This is a genomic window from Paenibacillus sp. FSL k6-2145 (genome assembly GCF_037976585.1).
Lineage (GTDB): Bacteria > Bacillota > Bacilli > Paenibacillales > Paenibacillaceae > Paenibacillus.
In genome coordinates, this window is the sequence record NZ_CP150267.1 from 3,972,783 (window position 1) to 3,990,824 (window position 18,042).

Annotated in this window: 15 protein-coding genes; 11 read left to right on the forward strand and 4 right to left on the reverse strand. The window is 47.6% G+C overall.

Annotation, left to right across the window (positions count from 1 at the left end):
• Positions 1-47 precede the first annotated feature (47 nt).
• The gene (locus NZ043_RS17725; RefSeq protein ID WP_339309001.1) at positions 48-314 is read right to left on the reverse strand and encodes a hypothetical protein; all 267 of its coding nucleotides are present in this window, start codon (positions 312-314) and stop codon (positions 48-50) included.
• 464 nt (positions 315-778) lie between these two features.
• Here NZ043_RS17725 and NZ043_RS17730 point away from each other — a divergent pair, with 464 nt between their 5' ends.
• The 8 genes from NZ043_RS17730 (at position 779) to NZ043_RS17765 (ending at position 12,225) form a co-directional block, all read left to right on the forward strand.
• Positions 779-2,356, forward strand: a complete 1,578-nt coding sequence (locus NZ043_RS17730) for an extracellular solute-binding protein (RefSeq protein ID WP_339309002.1) — start codon at positions 779-781, stop codon at positions 2,354-2,356.
• Between the two features lie 44 nt (positions 2,357-2,400).
• Positions 2,401-3,348, forward strand: coding sequence for an ABC transporter permease subunit (locus tag NZ043_RS17735; protein WP_091035058.1), 948 nt, complete (start codon positions 2,401-2,403; stop codon positions 3,346-3,348).
• 68 nt (positions 3,349-3,416) lie between these two features.
• Positions 3,417-4,280: a carbohydrate ABC transporter permease gene (locus NZ043_RS17740; RefSeq protein WP_091035055.1), complete on the forward strand. Its 864-nt coding sequence runs from the start codon at positions 3,417-3,419 to the stop codon at positions 4,278-4,280.
• A 42-nt stretch (positions 4,281-4,322) separates the two neighbouring features.
• Positions 4,323-6,740, forward strand: a complete 2,418-nt coding sequence (locus NZ043_RS17745) for an AraC family transcriptional regulator (protein ID WP_339309003.1) — start codon at positions 4,323-4,325, stop codon at positions 6,738-6,740.
• Between the two features lie 42 nt (positions 6,741-6,782).
• Entirely contained in the window at positions 6,783-8,300 is a 1,518-nt protein-coding gene (locus tag NZ043_RS17750; protein ID WP_339309004.1) for a sulfatase-like hydrolase/transferase, read from the forward strand.
• A gap of 150 nt (positions 8,301-8,450) precedes the next feature.
• The gene (locus NZ043_RS17755) at positions 8,451-10,349 is read left to right on the forward strand and encodes a hypothetical protein (RefSeq protein WP_339309005.1); all 1,899 of its coding nucleotides are present in this window, start codon (positions 8,451-8,453) and stop codon (positions 10,347-10,349) included.
• Between the two features lie 86 nt (positions 10,350-10,435).
• On the forward strand, positions 10,436-11,446 hold the full coding sequence (locus NZ043_RS17760) for a formylglycine-generating enzyme family protein (protein WP_339309006.1): 1,011 nt from the start codon (positions 10,436-10,438) through the stop codon (positions 11,444-11,446).
• Between the two features lie 170 nt (positions 11,447-11,616).
• Entirely contained in the window at positions 11,617-12,225 is a 609-nt protein-coding gene (locus NZ043_RS17765; RefSeq protein ID WP_339309007.1) for a DUF1349 domain-containing protein, read from the forward strand.
• Between the two features lie 26 nt (positions 12,226-12,251).
• On the opposite strand, the gene NZ043_RS17770 is transcribed toward NZ043_RS17765, so the two are convergent.
• Complete coding sequence (locus NZ043_RS17770) at positions 12,252-13,358, reverse strand: MFS transporter (RefSeq protein WP_339309008.1); 1,107 nt, start codon at positions 13,356-13,358, stop codon at positions 12,252-12,254.
• Positions 13,359-13,446: 88 nt separating this feature from the next.
• A complete protein-coding gene (locus tag NZ043_RS17775; protein WP_091032943.1) occupies positions 13,447-13,977 on the reverse strand; it encodes a TetR/AcrR family transcriptional regulator in 531 nt (176 codons plus the stop codon).
• 235 nt (positions 13,978-14,212) lie between these two features.
• Between NZ043_RS17775 and NZ043_RS17780 the strand changes: the two genes are divergently transcribed.
• The 3 genes from NZ043_RS17780 to NZ043_RS17790 all read left to right on the forward strand — a co-directional run bounded on the left by NZ043_RS17780 (position 14,213) and on the right by NZ043_RS17790 (position 16,609).
• The gene (locus tag NZ043_RS17780; RefSeq protein WP_091032940.1) at positions 14,213-15,058 is read left to right on the forward strand and encodes an AraC family transcriptional regulator; all 846 of its coding nucleotides are present in this window, start codon (positions 14,213-14,215) and stop codon (positions 15,056-15,058) included.
• A gap of 214 nt (positions 15,059-15,272) precedes the next feature.
• Positions 15,273-15,824, forward strand: coding sequence for a nucleotidyltransferase family protein (locus tag NZ043_RS17785; RefSeq protein ID WP_289391802.1), 552 nt, complete (start codon positions 15,273-15,275; stop codon positions 15,822-15,824).
• Positions 15,825-15,874: 50 nt separating this feature from the next.
• Positions 15,875-16,609 carry a YdcF family protein gene (locus tag NZ043_RS17790; protein WP_133384092.1) on the forward strand — a complete coding sequence of 245 codons (735 nt, stop codon included), beginning with the start codon at positions 15,875-15,877 and terminating at the stop codon, positions 16,607-16,609.
• A gap of 112 nt (positions 16,610-16,721) precedes the next feature.
• On the opposite strand, the gene NZ043_RS17795 is transcribed toward NZ043_RS17790, so the two are convergent.
• Complete coding sequence (locus NZ043_RS17795) at positions 16,722-18,041, reverse strand: M56 family metallopeptidase (protein WP_339309009.1); 1,320 nt, start codon at positions 18,039-18,041, stop codon at positions 16,722-16,724.
• Between the last annotated feature and the right edge of the window lies 1 nt (position 18,042).

Here is an 18,042-nt window from a genome sequence, read left to right on the forward strand (position 1 = left end):
GTTAATGGAACGCTTCATCCCTGAAACATGAGAAGTTGAACAACAATCTAGTTTGACGGGTGCAACATAGCTTGGATATTGGTATGTAAAGTCACGCTGGAAGTGAATAAAATGTACGATTGATTAACCGTGCGGATCAGAATCCTTTCGCTTGTGCCATTGACTGGACCGATCCGAATGGCGTATGGTTCGCTGCCACCGTACGTATCATCCAGGGTGACCGATGTGATATGTGCGATGGGAATTTCAATTTTGGAGAACTGCCAACGGATGACCAGTTGATCTTCTATTTTTTTCACGTTAACACCAAACATAATACAACCTCCCTTTAAGCCCGCTGAAGATAAATACTTTTTATTAGTCTACCACTTATTGGGTAATATTTCCTTAATAATAGTAAATTCCCCCGAGCAATTGAAGTGCTCAAGTGTAACTTTATCTACGGGTAATATTTCGCTACAGATATTTCCATAAATGTTGGCATGATGTACACTATGACTAACGAATCTGGATACCGAACGATATATTGAAGTACAAGTATGGGATGAGCGCATTGTCAGACCCTATTGTTGAGATGAGCAGGTTTAGGGCGCATTTTCTAACGTTTCTAACAGGTGCAAAAAAGTGCAATTGCAGGAAATACGGGTGTTCGTTATAGTGAGTGAAAGCTTTGACCGGTCAAGAAGAATCTTCTTCAAAGTCCTGTCAAAGCCCCTTTTTTAACCGTTAATCCGATTAAGACTATAGGTTTAAGAGACTAAGGAGGATGGGAAAGCCTATGCAAAAAGTGGGGAAACGCAACACCCGTAATCTGACCTGGATCATATCGGTTGTCATGGTCATGTCCGTGGTGCTCAGTGCATGCGGAAGTAAAGAGGAAGGACAGGGAAGTGGCAGCAGCGGCAATGCCGACGATCCGTTGGAAGTCAGTATTATGACCATCACGCCGAGTGCCGTCCCCGCTGCTGATGATAATGTAATCAAACGCGCCATTGAAGAAGCGACTAACTCCAAAATGAACATCCAGTGGGTCTCCAACAATATCTATGGTGACAAGCTCAATCTGACCCTGGCTTCCGGGGATATACCTGATCTGATCATGATTAATGATCCGTTTGGAAGTACTTTCACCAAGATGGTCAAACAAGGTGCTTTCTGGGACATTACCCCTTATATCAAGGACTATCCGAATCTCAGCGGAGGCATTCCCGATATAGCTTGGGATACAACCAAGGCAGCAGACGGCAACAATTATGGTATCCCGCGGCCTCGTCCAGTCACTGGAGATTCTTTTTTCATCATCCGCAAGGATTGGCTTGACCGATTGAATTTGCAGGTGCCGGAGACCACGGATGAGTTGTTCAACGTGATGGAGGCTTTTGTAGAGCAGGACCCTGATGGTAACGGAACCAAAGATACCACAGCACTTGCCGCGTATATTAGTCCCGATGATCTCGGCTGGGGAGGTAATCTGGGCCCCGTTCTGGGTGCCATTGAGAGTTCTTTTATCGGAACCAATAGCAGTTGGAAATGGGATGAGTCTCAGGGGAAGCTGGTCTACAGGGAGCTGTTGCCTGAGGTGAAAGAATCCCTTCAATATCTAACCAAAGCCTATAACAGCGGCATGATGCCGGAAGATCTGCTTTCGCTCAAGCTGACGCAGGCCAGAGAACTGTTCAAGCGCAATCAGGCGGGTATTATCGTAGACAAGACAGGCACGATGCGCAAAATCTATGCCGATGACCTGAAGAAGGTCGATCCTTCTTTTAAATATACGGATTTCTATCCTTTGACCAATCTGAATGGATATAATCCGAAGGGTTCGGGATACAACGGTATTCTGGCGATCCCTGCCAGTGTGCCGGAAGAGAAGATGAAACGAATTCTCCAACTCGTCGATACCTGGATGAATCCGGAAGTATTTGAAATCCAGCAGTTCGGGATTGAAGGTACACATTATGAAGTGGTCGATGGCAAAAAGGTAGCGAGTAGTGAAAAGTTGACGGCGGATAACGCGTCGGATTTCAATCATATCGTTAACGTCATCGACCTGCCTTGGGATACCACGGGTGAAACGGATGAAGAGACACAGGCCAATGAACTGTTCAAAAAAGTGGAGGCAGAGCGAGACAAAACGAGCGTGGCGGATCTCGCCGCTGGCCTTCAATCCGAGACCGGGCAGAAGGTGCTGCCTGAACTCAACAAAAAGATCCAGGATCTAAAAGCAAAAATTATTTTGGGCCGGGAGCCGATTGAAGCTTGGGATGCGTTTGTAGAGACCCTGCGGAATGATCCGAATTTCCAGGCGATGAATGATGAGATGACCGAAGCCTACAAGAAAAGAAATGGACAGTGATCTGAGGGAAGGGGCTGCAAACCATGAGCACCCATGAGCAACGAATGAGTACGGTTAAGGGGAAGCAGACTTCAACCAAAAAGAAAGGGTTAAACCTGCTGTCCGCACTTCGGCGTGACCGTTCGTTATATTTGCTGGCACTGCCGGGCGTATTGTTCTTCCTCATTTTCAAATACATCCCGATGTGGGGCATCATTATTGCGTTTCAGGATTACTCGCCCTTTCGGGGGATTCAGGGCAGTGAGTGGGTGGGCTTGCAACACTTTACAGCACTCTTTGGTAATCCGGACTTCGCCTTGTTGTTCCGAAATACGCTGGCGATTAGCCTGCTCAATCTGATTTTATTCTTTCCTTTTCCGATCCTGATCTCCCTGGGACTTAATGAACTGCGAAGTGTGGCGTATAAGAGACTGATTCAAACGATTATTTACATGCCGCATTTCCTCTCTTGGGTGATCATTGCCGGCCTAACGCTGCTGCTGTTCGCCAAAGGAACGGGACTGATTAACGAGTTATTTGCTTTATGGGGATGGCCCCGCGTGGATATATTGACGAATCCGGACAGCTTCTGGATCATGGTCACCTTGCAAGCGATGTGGAAGGAAGCTGGTTGGGGCACGATTGTGTTCCTGGCTGCCATGGCGAGTGTGGATACTCAGCTGTATGAGGCGGCACGCATGGATGGAGCGGGACGATTGCGCCAGATCTGGCACATTACGCTGCCTGCCATCCGCAGTGTCATCCTCGTGCTCCTGATTTTAAGACTGGGAGACATCATGGAGGTAGGGTTTGAGCAAATCTTCCTCATGTACAACGGTGCTGTATCTGAAGTGGCCGAAGTGTTCGACACCTATGTGTACCGCACAGGGATCGAGCAGGGCGATTTCAGCTACAGTACAGCGGTTGGACTGTTCAAATCCGTGATTGGCCTGGTGCTGGTCGTTGTCGCAAATCGTGTGGTTAAGCGCATGGGTCAGGAAGGCGTCTACTAGTTCATTACGGTACCTACCCATACCCGGCCAGCCATTAATCAATGGAGAGGAGGTTTCGAATGCATCGCATGAAATGGAGTGAGCGGATTGGACAGTCCCTGAATGTGGTTACGCTTGGACTATTGGCTGTGGTTATGTTTTTCCCGCTATATTATGTTTTCGTCGTTTCATTCACGGACCCCGGAGAGTATTTGCAAAAGAAAATCGTACTCTTCCCGGAACGCTGGTCTGTTGAAGCCTATACGTATTTGTTATCCACGCCTGCCTTTGCACGCTCACTGGGAAACAGTGCATTTCTGGCAACCGTCGGCACGGTGTGCAGCCTGGCTGTATCATCCTCTCTGGCTTATGCGCTGTCCCAGAAGCGATTCCAATTCAGAAAAATACTGATGTTCCTGATTGTACTAACCATCTTGTTTAGCCCGGGCATCATTCCAAATTACCTGCTGGTACGGGAACTGGGGCTGATCAATAATATCTGGGCACTGATCCTGCCTGCGCTTGCCAATGGCTGGACGGTGTTGCTGATGAAAAATTTCTTCGACAGCCTGCCCGCAGAGATCAGCGAAGCGGCATCCATTGATGGCTGTAGTGCCATCCGAACCTGGTACATGATTGTGTTACCCTTATCGATGCCTGCGCTTGCTGCCTTTGGATTGTTTTTCGCTGTAGGGTACTGGAATCAATTCTTCGCGGCACTGTTATATCTGAACGATTCTGCGAAATGGCCCATTCAAGTATTACTGCAAAATATGCTGCTGAATGCATCCAACATTGATCTGGTTGCGCCTGGACAGCAGGTGGAGACACCGCCGACAGAAATGTTGAAGATGGCCGCGATCATTGTAGCCATTTTGCCAGTGCTGGTAGTGTATCCGTTTATACAAAAGCATTTTGCCAAAGGAGCCCTGATCGGCTCGGTCAAAGGGTAAATCTGCATTCAGGCGGGTATTCCCGGAAAGGAGGGCATACAGATGATATTCAAGCGCACAGCAGACCCATTACCCAAAGGGCGTTATTTCAGACGCAGCCTGATGATGATTCTGTTTATCGCCTGCATTCCGGGAGTCATTACAGGTGTGCTGTTGTATGGCTGGGTCACCGTCAAAATGGAAAAGATTTTGCAGCAAACGCATCTGCATCAGTTTGAACAACGTACCGTGTGGGTTGGCGATCAATTGGATGCGCTTGAATTGACCTTCTCGCAGTGGGCCTTCGATCCGGTTTTCGATAATCGTCTGAAAGAGCTCGATTTTGTATTCAAGTATAAACAGGTGCATGAACTGTACCGATTGCTGCTGATGATTCAGAATTCCAATACATTGATCGGTAAAGTTCAATTGTATCTGGGGGAACCCCGGGCCGTGAAGATGGATTCTGAACGGTATGATTTTATCAAAGACGCTGGGGAGATCGAGAAGTATGAACGGTTGACTCATCAGCCCCAGACAACATATTGGTCACGCTCCATGGAGGGCACATCCATGATGATGGTGAATCGACTTCCGGGTGGAAGCGACGATGGTCTGGGGGCACTAACAGTCACGCTGGATAACAAACAATTGAGCAACATGCTTCAGACCTTGTCTCCGTATAATGGAGGGACGACTTTTTTGCTGGATGAGCAGGGCAAGCCCATGCTTCCACAAGCGCAAGAACTTGGTGGATTACAGCATGCTGTCCGTGAACATATGTTGAACCTGAAAGGGAATCTGTCTTCATTCCTGATGGAATATGAGGGATTGACCTACTCGGTTCAATCGGGCACCTTCCGCAGATTGGGTACCGATTGGACTTATGTGTCTGCGGTTCCCCTCAATGAAATTGTAGCTCCGATTGTGTCTGTACCCCGAATCGTCCTTCTCGTCAACGGATCAGGATTAATACTAGCTCTGATCCTGTCGTGGGTCGGTTCGCTCCAGCTCTATAAACCGTTTACGAGATTACTGCAAATGTTTACCCTGGCTGGAGCATCGGTCGACGCTATAGCGCCAGAAGTGTCATCCACTCCTAAAGTGTTGTCTGCGGCTGCTACCCGCTCGAATGAGTCTGTACAACTGGATGAAATCAAGCATATTGAACAGCGCTGGATTGGCGTTAATCAGGAGAGAGAATCGTTGCAGCAACGGTTGGAAGAGCAACTTCCACTCGCTCGGGAAAGCTTGCTGGTTCAGCTTACTCTAGGTCATCTGTCACTGTCATCCGACCATGAATGGAAGGAACGCCTTGCACAGCTAGGATGGGTTCTTCGGGATGAACAGTTCATCATCCTTTTTGCAAACATTCGTCCGAGTGCAGTTCTTCTATATGGGGCTAAGGAGCGAAATCGGAGCGAGTCTCAGGAGTGGATCAGTTTTGCCGCAACCGATATTCTGAACAGGCAGTTGGAGGAACTTCCTTACCGTGCCGAAACAATCAATTACCATGACATGTCCATTGCGCTGTTGCTCGCTGTCCCTCCAGAGGTCCAGCCAGAGACACCTGGATTCAGGCAAGAATTATCTCGTATGGCCCAGCATTGGCTGGAATCCGTGCAGTCGGAATGGAACGTTCGCATGACAGTTTCGATCAGCAAACTTACATCAGATGCCTCCCATATCCCACAGCTGGTTAGAGAATCAAGGTCTTTGTTGAGGAAAAGACAGTTCTCTCCCAATATGACCATCATTGATATGAATGAGGAGGCAGAGCAGGATGTGAATGAACATGGAGTATATCCGCTTGAGCTGGAGCAGGCCATCATCTCGGCATTACGGAGTGGTGAACAGGACACTGCTCTGGAACAGTTCAGCATATTTATAGGCACGTATGCCCGATCTGAAGCGCCAGAGAAGCATGTTCGTCAGGCTTTATTCCAACTGCTGGCACGCATACAACATACCCTTTTGCAATTAGGGGAAGATCCCGTTGAACTGTTTGGTGTAGGGATGTATGAAGAGGTGCTGCAACTGCATGATCTGGATGAACTGTTCCTGTGGTTCAGAGAACGTATTGTGCACGTATGCGTAGAGGAATTCACAGGCAAGGAAGAGAAGCAGATACAGATGGCTGTTCATCAGATGAAGGAGCATGCGGAGCAGCAGTATGCAGAAGCGTTATCGCTGGATGAATTGGCAGATCTTCACGGAATTCATTCCTACACATTAAGCCGGGCATTCAAGCAGGCATTTGGGCAGAACTTTGTGGACTATCTGACTGAGGTAAGGCTCCACCGGGCCAAAGAGCTGCTTGAATCGACAGACGTCAAGATCAGTGAAATTGCGGAGCAGGTGGGCTATCAGCCCAGTTACTTCAATCGTTTGTTCAAAAAAAGTGAGGGAACGACGCCAAGTCGTTACCGGGAAGACATTCACAAGCATACCGGGCACAATCGGGGTAACCGCTCCGTTTAAATCACGCCTTAGTTTTCAGCCCAAAGGAGAGTGGGATGTGACGTGTCACAGGACAAGCCAAATATTATTTTTCTCATGACGGATCAGCAGCGATGGGACTGTATTGGAACGTTCAATGAACATATTCATACACCGAATCTCGATAAACTTGCAGCCGAGGGAATCACTTTCCGAGAAGCGGTCTGCCAATCGCCAATGTGTGCGCCGAGCCGAAGCTCCATGATGATGGGATATTATCCGTCACAGCTTGGGGTTAGAACAAATTATGGCGGATTGTTCGAGGAAGACAAGCTGCCCTCTGAACCTTTGCCGGAGTTGATGCATCGGGCAGGGTATCAGACAGCCGGATTCGGAAAAACGCATTGGAACCATAGCGAGGGCGTAGATGAGCCTTCCACGCGAGGGTTCGAAGTAAGATCCATCGGGCTTTCTCGTCAAAGTGGTCATTATGAACAGGGAGCGACAATGATGGGTGACTCCCATCCCGAAGCACTGGAAGCCTACCATCAGGAGACCAAGGATTTTGGTAGCGGTGAGGAAAATGTCAATGGTTATACAGGGCTTACGAGTCAGATTCCGATGAATCTTCATCGGGATGGCTGGGTAGCCGAACAGGCGCTGCAATTTTTAGATGAAGGGATAGACCCGGAGCGGCCGTTATTTTTTTATCTGTCTTTCCTGAAGCCACATGCCGGGTTCAATGTGCCCAAAGCATTCGAAGACCTGTACAGGCTGGAAGATATTCCGGATATCCCGCAACCGCCGTGGGAGGATGAAGTGCAGACTCACCTGGCAGCTTCCGATGAACTGAATTCGAGTAGTCGCCAGTCGTACCTCGATAAGAAGAAGGTATGGGACCAGCGCAGTTCGGAGGAGCGGAGGAGGACCACGTTAAGATACTGGGCGAATTGCTCCTGGCTCGATCATTACTTTGGACTCGCTTTGGAGAAGTTGGAGAACCATGGGAGGCTGGAGAACGCGCTGATTGTATTTGTCTCGGATCATGGAGAGATGCTGGGGGAACGACAGTTTCGCTTCACCAAATATAATCTGTATGACAGCAGTGTAAGGGTGCCGCTCATATTGTCCGGTACCCACATTCAGGAGCAGAAGCGCGGAACGATTGATCAGGAGCCTGCGGAATTGGTGGATCTGGTGCCCACATTGACGCGTGCAGCCGGACTCGAAGCGAATCCGATGCTTCCTGGTGTCGATCTGCTGGGCGATCTCCGGCATCGCGGAACGTTCTGTGAATTCCATGGGAAGGGGGTAACCGCACCTCATTCGGCTCCAGCCTATATGTGGCGGACTGCGGAGTGGAAGCTCATTCTGTACATGGAAGGCTCTGTCGCGGAATCCGCATCCAGAGTGCATGAAACGAAGGGGGAATTGTATCACCTGACGGTTGACCCTCATGAGTGGACGAACCTGTATGATGAGGAGCAGCATGCTGTAATTCGGGAGCAATTAAAGACCGAACTGCTAATGCATCTGGCTGTCAGTTGGGCGAAAGGCCCCTTTTTCTATGATCGTGGAGGAACCAAGCCGTTAGAGCGGTAGATAGACCATGTTGACCGGGCAACCGGAGGCAAAGCAGTTATTGCTGAACCAGATCAGTCGATCTCATTAGACTGGCTCGTAGGGACAGAGATAACAGGCTTTGCTTTTTTTGTACGCATATACTAACCAATCGATGGAGGGGAATTGTAAATGAAAACCAAAACGACTGTTGCCAGAGGAACAAAAGTACTATTCACATTGCTGTTAAGTGGAGTTATTGGATGGACAGGCATTGTTTCACCGGGAGGGGGAGTACTTCAGGCAGATGCCACAGAAGGGTCTGCACCACGTCTGGTTGAAAATCTGGGACGAGGTCTTACTGCCGTATATCTGGGAGAAAACAAGGTATATTTGAGCTGGCGTCTGCTTGGGACCGAATCGCAGCAGGTTACATTTGATATCTATCGTAGGACGGGTACAGAAGAGGTGAAGCTGAATGACCAGCCTTTGACGCAGGGAACCAATTATACGGACACGAATGTAGATGTAACCCAGAGCCATACGTATATCGTGAAGTCTTATGTAGACGGTAGATTACAGGATGAGAGTGCCGAGGTTGTATTGGCAGCCAATCCCGAGATCCGCTATTACTTCAGTATTCCATTGCAAAATATAACATCCAATCCGTCGGATTATTTTGTGCAGCATGGCTGGCCTGGGGATCTGGACGGTGATGGGGAATATGAATACGTGGTCACTCGCATTCCGGTGACCGGTGGCAATAAATATGTGGAAGCCTACAGTCTGACCGAAGGTTTCCTGTGGCGGATTGATCTGGGACCATACAGTGTCACAACGATAGATACATATAATGCGCCGCCTGCTTCTGTCAGTGAATTTGGAGTGGCTGGACTTGGGGGCTGGCGGGACAACGACAATATAACGGTATTTGATCTGGATAGTGACGGGAAGGCTGAAGTACTGCTACGTACCTTTGAAGGGGTAACGTTTGCAGATGGTCAGGTCGTTCCTGCGACAACGGAGCGTGCTCAATATGTTTCCGTCGTGGATGGATGGACCGGAACAGAAGCGGCACGCACAACGATAATCAATGATTATGCAGTCGATGGTCCCCTCAGTGGGCACTTTGGCATTGCTTATCTGGATGGTGAACATCCAAGCCTGATTACGGCGCTCAAGAATCGTGCGCTTAGCCGCAACTTTCAATATGTGACATCAGCCTATGATTATGCAGACGGTGCCCTGACCGAGCGTTGGAGACATGCTGGAGCGGATGGCGAGTTTTTCCACCAGATTCGTATACTTGATCTTGACAGGGATGGGAAGGATGAGGTGTCATTCGGAGGTTGGGCACTGGATGATAACGGAGAGACCTTATACAGTCTGCCGGGTGTAGTCCATGGGGATCGTTTCCACATTACAGACATTGATCCGGATCGACCGGGGTTGGAGCAATTCGGGATTCAGCAGGCGGAAAACGGAAACGTCAATCAATTCCCTTGGTTTTATGCCGATGCGGCGACAGGCGAGATTATTCGTACAGGGGAAATTCCGCAGGACGTCGCACGGGGAACGCTGGCGGATATTGATCCAACGCACAATGGGCTTGAGATGTGGTCCAGTTCAGGCAATATCTACAATGTGGATGGCGAAGTGATTAGTTCAGTTCAGCCCTCAACCAATTTCAGAATTTGGTGGGATGGTGATGTGCTCGGCGAGCTGCTGGATAAGAACTTTGTGGAAAAGTGGGACTGGCAGCAGAACACGACGGCACGTCTGTTTACAGCCGATGATGTTCGCGTGAATTCCAGAAATGCTCCTGTGCTCTATGGCGATCTGCTGGGGGATTGGAGAGAGGAAATTCTCTATGAAACGAGTGATTTCACAGCATTGCGTCTGTATACAACAACGATACCATCCGATGTTCGCATCTACACGTTGCCGCATAACCCGGCCTACCGCAATGGGCTAGCGGTAAAAGGATATATGCAATCCTTGTTGACGGATTATTATCTGGGTGAAGGAATGACAACACCAACCGTTCCGGACATTCTTCCTGTCGTGTACAATGGGGATCAGGAATCTTAAACCAAGGGAAGGGGATGCTTCAGATGCATGGTCAGATACCTGAAAAGGAAACTTCCTGCTGTTGTTCTGCAAGTCGGAGCGGCACGATGGAAGTGAAAATTCAATCAGAGGATACGCCTGAATCGACGGCTTCCCGTGAGAGGAGTGCAGCGTCCGACCATGCACTTTCACTTTCCGTTGAACGTCTACCACCTAGTGCGCTGGCGGGGGACGATAGATACATCTCCGGGCGAAACGACAGGAACAGCATATTAATTGACGGTGGAAGGTTCCTTATGGGTACCAATGATCCTGAAGCTTTTGCAGGAGATGGGGAAGGTCCTGTCAGGGAAACACAGGTAGACTCCTTTTATCTGGATGAATGCACGGTGACCAATGCACAGTTTGGACAGTTTGTAAGGGAGACAGGATACCGAACAGAGGCCGAGCGATTCGGCTGGTCCTTCGTTTTTCATCTGTTCGTTTCTCCGCAAACGTCTGCACATGTTCGTACCGTGGTGCAGTCAACGCCATGGTGGTGGGTTGTCGAAGGTGCGGACTGGGCTCATCCTGAAGGGCCTGACTCCGATGTGAACGAGAGGGCTGACCATCCCGCTATTCATATCTCCTGGAACGATGCCAACGCGTATTGTGGCTGGGCAGGTACGCGCCTGCCCACAGAAGCAGAGTGGGAATATGCGGCACGAGGTGGATTAATCCAGAAGAAATATCCCTGGGGCGACGTTCTTCGGCCGGATGGACAACACCAGTGCAACATCTGGCAAGGGACCTTTCCGACTCAAAATAATGCCGCAGATGGTTATGCGGGTACAGCTCCATCCCGATCCTTTCCTGCCAACGGATATGGATTGTACAACATGTCAGGTAATGTATGGGAATGGTGCGCTGACAACTATGTTACGGATCATGAGAAGTCTATACTTGCTAAGACTGTTATTACTTCCAATGAAGTTCGCAAGGTGTTAAAAGGCGGTTCATACCTGTGCCACCGTTCTTATTGCAATCGGTACAGAGTGGCAGCAAGGATTCCAAATACGCCGGACACATCCACCGGACATATCGGTTTCAGATGTGCATTTGATGTATTGCCGGTATAGCGTGCTATTGATATGACATACCGAATACGATTATGTATATGTGAAAGGATTACAAGCGACTCATGTGAGTCGCTTTTTTCCTTTTACTGATCCGAAAGGATAATTCCGTTATTTCACGAATACAACAGAGAACTCAGCGAATTCAAAATCACAGACAAAGGGTGTGCCATATGACGAATCTATTCGAACATTGTTCAGGTCAAACATTATCTGCCAACCTGGGATGGCTGAACGAGCCAGCAGATTGGTACATTGAAGACGGCAAAGTAACGATAACCGTTTCGCCAATCAGTGACTTTTTCATTGATCCGGGAGGTGACCCGGTGAAAGCCTCAGCTCCATTTTTACATACGATAGTCAAGGGAGATTTCAGCATCGTCACTCGAGTACAGGTGGACATGAAAGAACAGTATGATTCGGGCTGCCTGATGGTGAGGGTGGACGATACGAATTGGGCTAAAGTTTGCTTTGAGTATTTTGAAGAACAGCCGTCTATTCTTAGTGTTGTTACTCGAGGTAACTCGGATGATTGTGTATCAGCACCTGTAGACGTTAACAAGCCTTATTTACGTGTAGCCCGGGCAGGCAACAGCTTTGCTTTCCATTATTCTCAGGATGGAGAGAAGTGGAAGCTGGTTCGTTATTTCGGCCTCGACTGCCCGGAAGAGATCAAAGTTGGCATTGTGGCCCAATCCCCCATTGGGCAAGGGACCACGGTTATTTTTACAGATGTACAGCTTCAACATGGGGTGACCGGAAGTGTTCGCCGGGTAGAATAACAGTGACCGTAAGGTTGTTCTGTCATTTATTTCAACCGAATTAGCAATCCGAACAGGCCGAGTACAGCAAAGGCCAGAAATGCTGTTGTATTGGAGAACATTTCAATCGTGTAACCTGCCATGGATGAGCCAAGGAATTGTCCAACACCCAGAGCAAGAAAGGCAAGACTAATTCCGATGGACACATTTGGCCTGAATAGTCTCGTTGCCCAAACGATAAATACACTGGTCAGGAAAATATATGTGCTGCCAAATATGATCGCAGAGATGAGACTGGCAGTCATGGATGGAAGAAGGATTACCCCCAGCGAGATCGCCAATAACAGTATGCCTATTCGGTAGGACCACCCAATCTCAATACGTTCAATAATGCGACCAGCACATCCACCGAGTATCCCCATAACCCCCATCACAATCCAGAACAACACGGCTTCCGAATCGGAGGCCCCTTTCTCGTCTGTGAGGAAGTTTCGGGCAAAGGTCCAGTAGATCGCTGAACTAACACCAGTTAACAGACAAGCCATCAGCAAAGCAGAACCCGCTCTGGTTGGTTTCATACATGTCCAGATGGATTTGGTACAAGGCAGTGTCTTTGTAGGTGGAATAACACGTCTGTTCCACACCAGAACCACAACACCGATTACAGCAAACAGGATGTAGGTTAGACGCCAGTAATCCGTGAACAGCCAGTAGAGTGGACCGGATATAACGATTCCGAAACTGGTTCCAGTGTTAATCCAGCTGTTGCCTCTTGCTTGCAGATCGGGTGCAAGCTCGGCGTTAACCGTGTTACCGAGTGCTGGAGAGGCCCATCCTGTACTCAAACCGGCGAGAAATACGCTGAATGCAAGGACCCATGCATTCTGAGCAAGAGCAATCCCGATTAATCCGAGCACAGCGCTGATCCCGGCCAATTGGATGACATAATGATGCCCTTTGCGATTAATTAACAGCGGTGCACTTAGAAGGGACAAGCAATAAGCAATGTAGGTTCCGGAGTTAATCGCACCTGACGCTGCATCGTTCAGTTGTAAAGCTTCTGAAATTTCCGGCATAAACAATCCATAACTGAATCGCCCGAATGCATAACAGACAGCGATTAGTGCAATGCCTGGAAAGATAATTTTTTTCATTAAATCCACCGCCTTTTAGATAGAACGATCATTATATTTCTCATTAAATAAAAAAGTGAGTTGAACTACTAACTCACCCTTAATGGCATTACTTGAAACTATTCTTCGTCATATGGATCAGTTCGCGGCAGACGTTATTTACATTTTCTGTCTCGGCGAGTGCAGTGGAACCCTCCAGCAGTAGGGAGAATTGCAATAGATCTCGATCACTTGCAGCAGGCGCCAATGTTTGGATTAACGTTCTCATATGTCTTTTATGCGCATTCACTGTCTGCACGATGATATGGTCTGCATGACCACCGAATTCTTCTTTGGCGCGCAAAAATAAGCACCCTCTTGATTCGTGTTCTTTCAGCCAGGTTGCATGTCCTTCAGCCAGATTGAGGAACATGGGTTGAGTTGTATTGTTTGCATATTGCCTGAGCTGTTCTAAATAACGCTGTTCGCGCCGCAGAAGCACCTGGACGATGAGATCATCCTTGGACTCAAAATGGTTATATAACGTCATGATGGCGATCCCGGCATCTGATATAATCCGCTTCAAGCCGATGGAATGGAAGCCGTGAAGGTAGAATAATTCTTCAGCCACGTTCAAAAGCATTTCTTTTTTGCTGCTCATATTCAATGATACTCTCCCTTCAAAATAAGATAGAACGATCATTATACTCGTAGGCTATAATAAATCGTTTACATTGTCAAATTTTGTGACTTCCCTTGTCTTTGGTTAGTTCAAAGCCTGGGCAGGGCGTTATATGAACAACGTCTTTGCACATTAACCGGACATATGAGAGCACAACATGACAGGTTTTTGGGTGGTTTATCCGTTATATTAGACATCAAGGAGTGATTATTACATGAACTGGATCAACGCATTACAGGTCGCTATTCAATATATGGAAGACCACTTGCTCGAAAATATGACGATGGAGCAGATTGCAGCGCAGGCCCATATCTCTCCTTTTCATTTTCAACGTACCTTTGCCCTGTTAACAGATGTTACTGTAGCTGAGTACATAAAACGCAGACGATTGACACTGGCGGCACATGAACTTCTGCAAAGTGATCACAAAATCATTGATCTGGCGCACAAGTATGGTTACGACACACCCGAATCTTTCTCCAAAGCATTCCGGAGACAACACGGCATCGCACCAAGCGAGGCACGCAAAAATAGTAGCTCTGTCCAATCGTATAATCGTCTGGTTATTCAAGTAAGTCTAAAAGGAGCAGAACCGATGAAATATAAAATTGTTGAACATCCCGAATTTACATTAGTGGGGGTGAAGCAGGCTTTCTCATATGTAGATGGAGAACATTTGCAAGGGATCGGGAAAATGTGGCAGGAAGCGTGGAAGAGCGGTACAGAGGAGCGTTTATTTGAACTGAACAACGGGGATATTCCAGGGTTACTTGGCGTCGTTGTGGATCAGAGCGAAATCAAGGAAAAGCAGATGGAATACTGGATTGCTACGGCTTACGACGGTGAAGTGCCGGAAGGATTATCAAGCTTCACCATGCCTGCTTCCAAATGGAGTATATTTGAAGTAGAAGGCCCGATGCCGGAGAGCATGCAGCTTCTGTGGAAACAGATTATTTCGGAATGGTTTCCATCCAATCCTTATGAGCACGCGTATATGCCAGAGCTGGAAGTATACCCTGGGCCGAACCAACCACCGCAAATCTGGATACCGATTAAATAAATTTTAACCGTTTCAAACTCGATCATTGTAGCCCGTAAACACTCGGATAACCGAAGCTGTTTATGGGTTATTTGGTTGTGATTAATCAGAGATTCGAAGTTGTACAGAGGATGTTCAAGCGTTGTTCATTTTATTGCAGCCAGGTAAACATGATATATTGGAATGAAGGTTAACAGCTATAAGAGGACAATGAGGTAAACCGCAGGAGGCAGATATGTTATATGAGGACCCATTCATTCAGACGATCATCAAACACGAGCAATTAATGCATGACCTGCGGAGAGTTCGTAGTCTCCATTTGCCACAATGTTACATAGGTGCAGGATATATTCGTAATTACATCTGGGATGTTCTGCATGGATATGCTCTTCGTGAACTTCATAGCGATATTGATGTTGTTTATTATGATGCGTCAGACCTGCGTGAGGAACGAGACATCCAGTTGGAGCGTCAGCTTCGTGAGTTGACAGGTAATGCCAAGTGGTCGGTCAAAAATCAGGCGAGAATGCATCTGCGCAATGGCACAGTTCCTTATCATTCTACTGAAGATGCGCTTCGCTATTGGCCAGAAGTTGTGACTGCCATAGGAGTACAGTTGGATGAAGAGGATCAGGTGAACATCTGTGCTCCGCATGGTTTGCATGATCTGTATCAACTCGTAGTCCGCAAAAGTCCGTTCTTCACGGATGCTGACTATTATAATCAGAGAGTACAGAAGAAGCGCTGGCAGGAACAATGGCCGAAACTAACGATAATAACAGCTTGAATAATAAGTGATTTGCGGAATAGTGGGTACAAGAAGGAGTGTCTACGGATTTGATAAAAAAGTTCTTACAAAAAAATGGACTGATCATTGATCTTGTCCTGTTGGCATGTTTTGTGGCATTTCTGGCCTTCTGGGGCCAAAGGTTTGCAGTCATGTTTTTTGGAATGATCACGGTGGCTTTTATCGTACTAAGACGGATTGACTATCAGAAGCATGTTATTTTGAAACGGATTATCCTTACCGGATTTGGCGTGGTTGCCGTCTCTTTTGTCATTATTGAAGCACTTGTATTCACACAGCTTGGTGCGAATGATCCGGAAGAAGCGGACTATGTCATTATTCTGGGTTCAGGCATCCGTGGAACGGAATTGTCATTGACCCTAAAACAAAGGTTAGATGCAAGTCTGGACTACATTCGTAGTCACCCTCAGACACCGGTCATTGTATCGGGTGGACAGGGACCCGGGGAATCGATTCCCGAAGCGCTCGCCATGAAAAACTATCTAATTGAACAGGGGATTCCCCCCGCCCAAGTCATTATGGAAGATCGCTCCACAAGTACACAGGAGAATTTGGCCTTTTCCAAAAAAATCATTCTTGAATCCGGGTTAGAGCACCCTGAGATCATGATTGTCACCAGTGACTATCATATGTTCCGTTCCAAATACATCGCCGCCAAGAACGGTTATGCGGCAGAATACGGCATATCGGCTCCGTCACCGGGATATCTGAAGCCCATCAACATGATCCGTGAATATTTTGCTACGATCAAAACATTTATCTAATGCACATGACAGAAAAACGGAAACAGGACGAAGCGGAGATCTATGATCTATGCTTCGTCTTGTTTGCATATCCTGTTTGCATATAAGGTGGCTATTGCTTCTTAAAGATAGGTTATTTTTCTGAAGGAACAGGTACAGCTTTGGTGACCTGGGCCTCGGAAGGGACGGATACGATTTCAGGAGATCCACCCGTAGAAGGAACAGTTGCTGCTTCTACAACTTTAGCCTCAGAAGGTTTAGTAGTAGAAGGTACAGTAGCAGACGGAACTGGCACAGCTTCGGAAACTTCATCCTCAGGGAGAGCCACGATTTCAGGAGTTTCGGAAGTAGAAGGAGCAGTTACAGCTTCGGAAATTCCGACCTTGTTGGGAGAAGCTACGATTTCAGAAGATCCATCAGTAGAAGGAACAGGCACAGTTTCAGAAGCTTCAGCCTCTACTTTAACCGTATGGTTTGATGCCCATACTGCGGTGGACGTACTTACACCTGTAATAAGCAGGAGGGCTCCCATACCTATCATCCAATGTTTCTTTTTCAGTTTCTTTACATTAAACATAATCATCAATCTCCTTTTTAATTGTTTGCCTTCACCCGATAGGGACGAACAAAATTGAGCAGGTATTTTCTTGGTTCCCGCCATCACATTTAAAATTGTCTCACCATATCGTCTTCGCTCTTCATGGGACATCTCTTTCACCACATCTTCATCACAGGCCAACTCGCTCCAGGTATGAATGTCCCGGCGAATCATATGAATCAGGGGATTGAACCAGTGCAGTGCATTAACGCCCAATGTCAAAGCCTTGACCCACAGATCTTTATGTTTTAGATGTACCAACTCATGATGAATTACCATGCTGATGTCCATTTTCACCGTATTTTCGGGTGGCAGATATATCGTTGGTTTAAACAAGCCAACCAGTATAGGGCTTCGTACTATGGTGCTGTGAGCAAGCGTGATATTGCGTTTGAGACCCAAAGCCTCTTGGATTAATGGTAGCTGTATAGCTGCCTCACTATGACGGAGGACTGGCGTACGTGTACGAGATAGTTCATTCAAAAATCTTCGATAACAGTACACCTGCCATGCAGAAAAACCTATGACTCCAATGCCCCATACGAATAACAAGAACCAGGCTGTGGTTACCGAGATGGTTTGTTCCGGGATAAACGTTCCTGCAAGTCCGCCCGAAGATGCTGCATTCTCCGTACCCGGTATAGTTGATGTCGTTTGGAATGCCATATCCAAAAGCCATGAAAGGCCAAGAGATACCGGGAACAGATAAAACAAGATAGCCAGTTTACCGAGTCTGTAGAGCCACTTGGTCGGAAAAACAGATACGGGTATAAGTCGTAGTGCCAAAATACAAACAGAAACGATACTTCCCGCCACGGTCAGGCTGCACAGAATTTCAAAAAAGATGTTCATCATC

Excerpts from the sequence above, each read along its gene's own strand:
- NZ043_RS17725 (WP_339309001.1), bottom strand. The coding sequence starts at position 314 with ATGTTTGGTGTTAACGTGAAAAAAATAGAAGATCAACTGGTCATCCGT.
- NZ043_RS17730 (WP_339309002.1), top strand. The coding sequence starts at position 779 with ATGCAAAAAGTGGGGAAACGCAACACCCGTAATCTGACCTGGATCATA.
- NZ043_RS17735 (WP_091035058.1), top strand. The coding sequence starts at position 2,401 with ATGAGTACGGTTAAGGGGAAGCAGACTTCAACCAAAAAGAAAGGGTTA.
- NZ043_RS17740 (WP_091035055.1), top strand. The coding sequence starts at position 3,417 with ATGAAATGGAGTGAGCGGATTGGACAGTCCCTGAATGTGGTTACGCTT.
- NZ043_RS17745 (WP_339309003.1), top strand. The coding sequence starts at position 4,323 with ATGATATTCAAGCGCACAGCAGACCCATTACCCAAAGGGCGTTATTTC.
- NZ043_RS17755 (WP_339309005.1), top strand. The coding sequence starts at position 8,451 with ATGAAAACCAAAACGACTGTTGCCAGAGGAACAAAAGTACTATTCACA.
- NZ043_RS17760 (WP_339309006.1), top strand. The coding sequence starts at position 10,436 with ATGGAAGTGAAAATTCAATCAGAGGATACGCCTGAATCGACGGCTTCC.
- NZ043_RS17765 (WP_339309007.1), top strand. The coding sequence starts at position 11,617 with ATGACGAATCTATTCGAACATTGTTCAGGTCAAACATTATCTGCCAAC.
- NZ043_RS17770 (WP_339309008.1), bottom strand. The coding sequence starts at position 13,358 with ATGAAAAAAATTATCTTTCCAGGCATTGCACTAATCGCTGTCTGTTAT.
- NZ043_RS17775 (WP_091032943.1), bottom strand. The coding sequence starts at position 13,977 with ATGAGCAGCAAAAAAGAAATGCTTTTGAACGTGGCTGAAGAATTATTC.
- NZ043_RS17780 (WP_091032940.1), top strand. The coding sequence starts at position 14,213 with ATGAACTGGATCAACGCATTACAGGTCGCTATTCAATATATGGAAGAC.
- NZ043_RS17785 (WP_289391802.1), top strand. The coding sequence starts at position 15,273 with ATGTTATATGAGGACCCATTCATTCAGACGATCATCAAACACGAGCAA.
- NZ043_RS17795 (WP_339309009.1), bottom strand. The coding sequence starts at position 18,041 with ATGATGAACATCTTTTTTGAAATTCTGTGCAGCCTGACCGTGGCGGGA.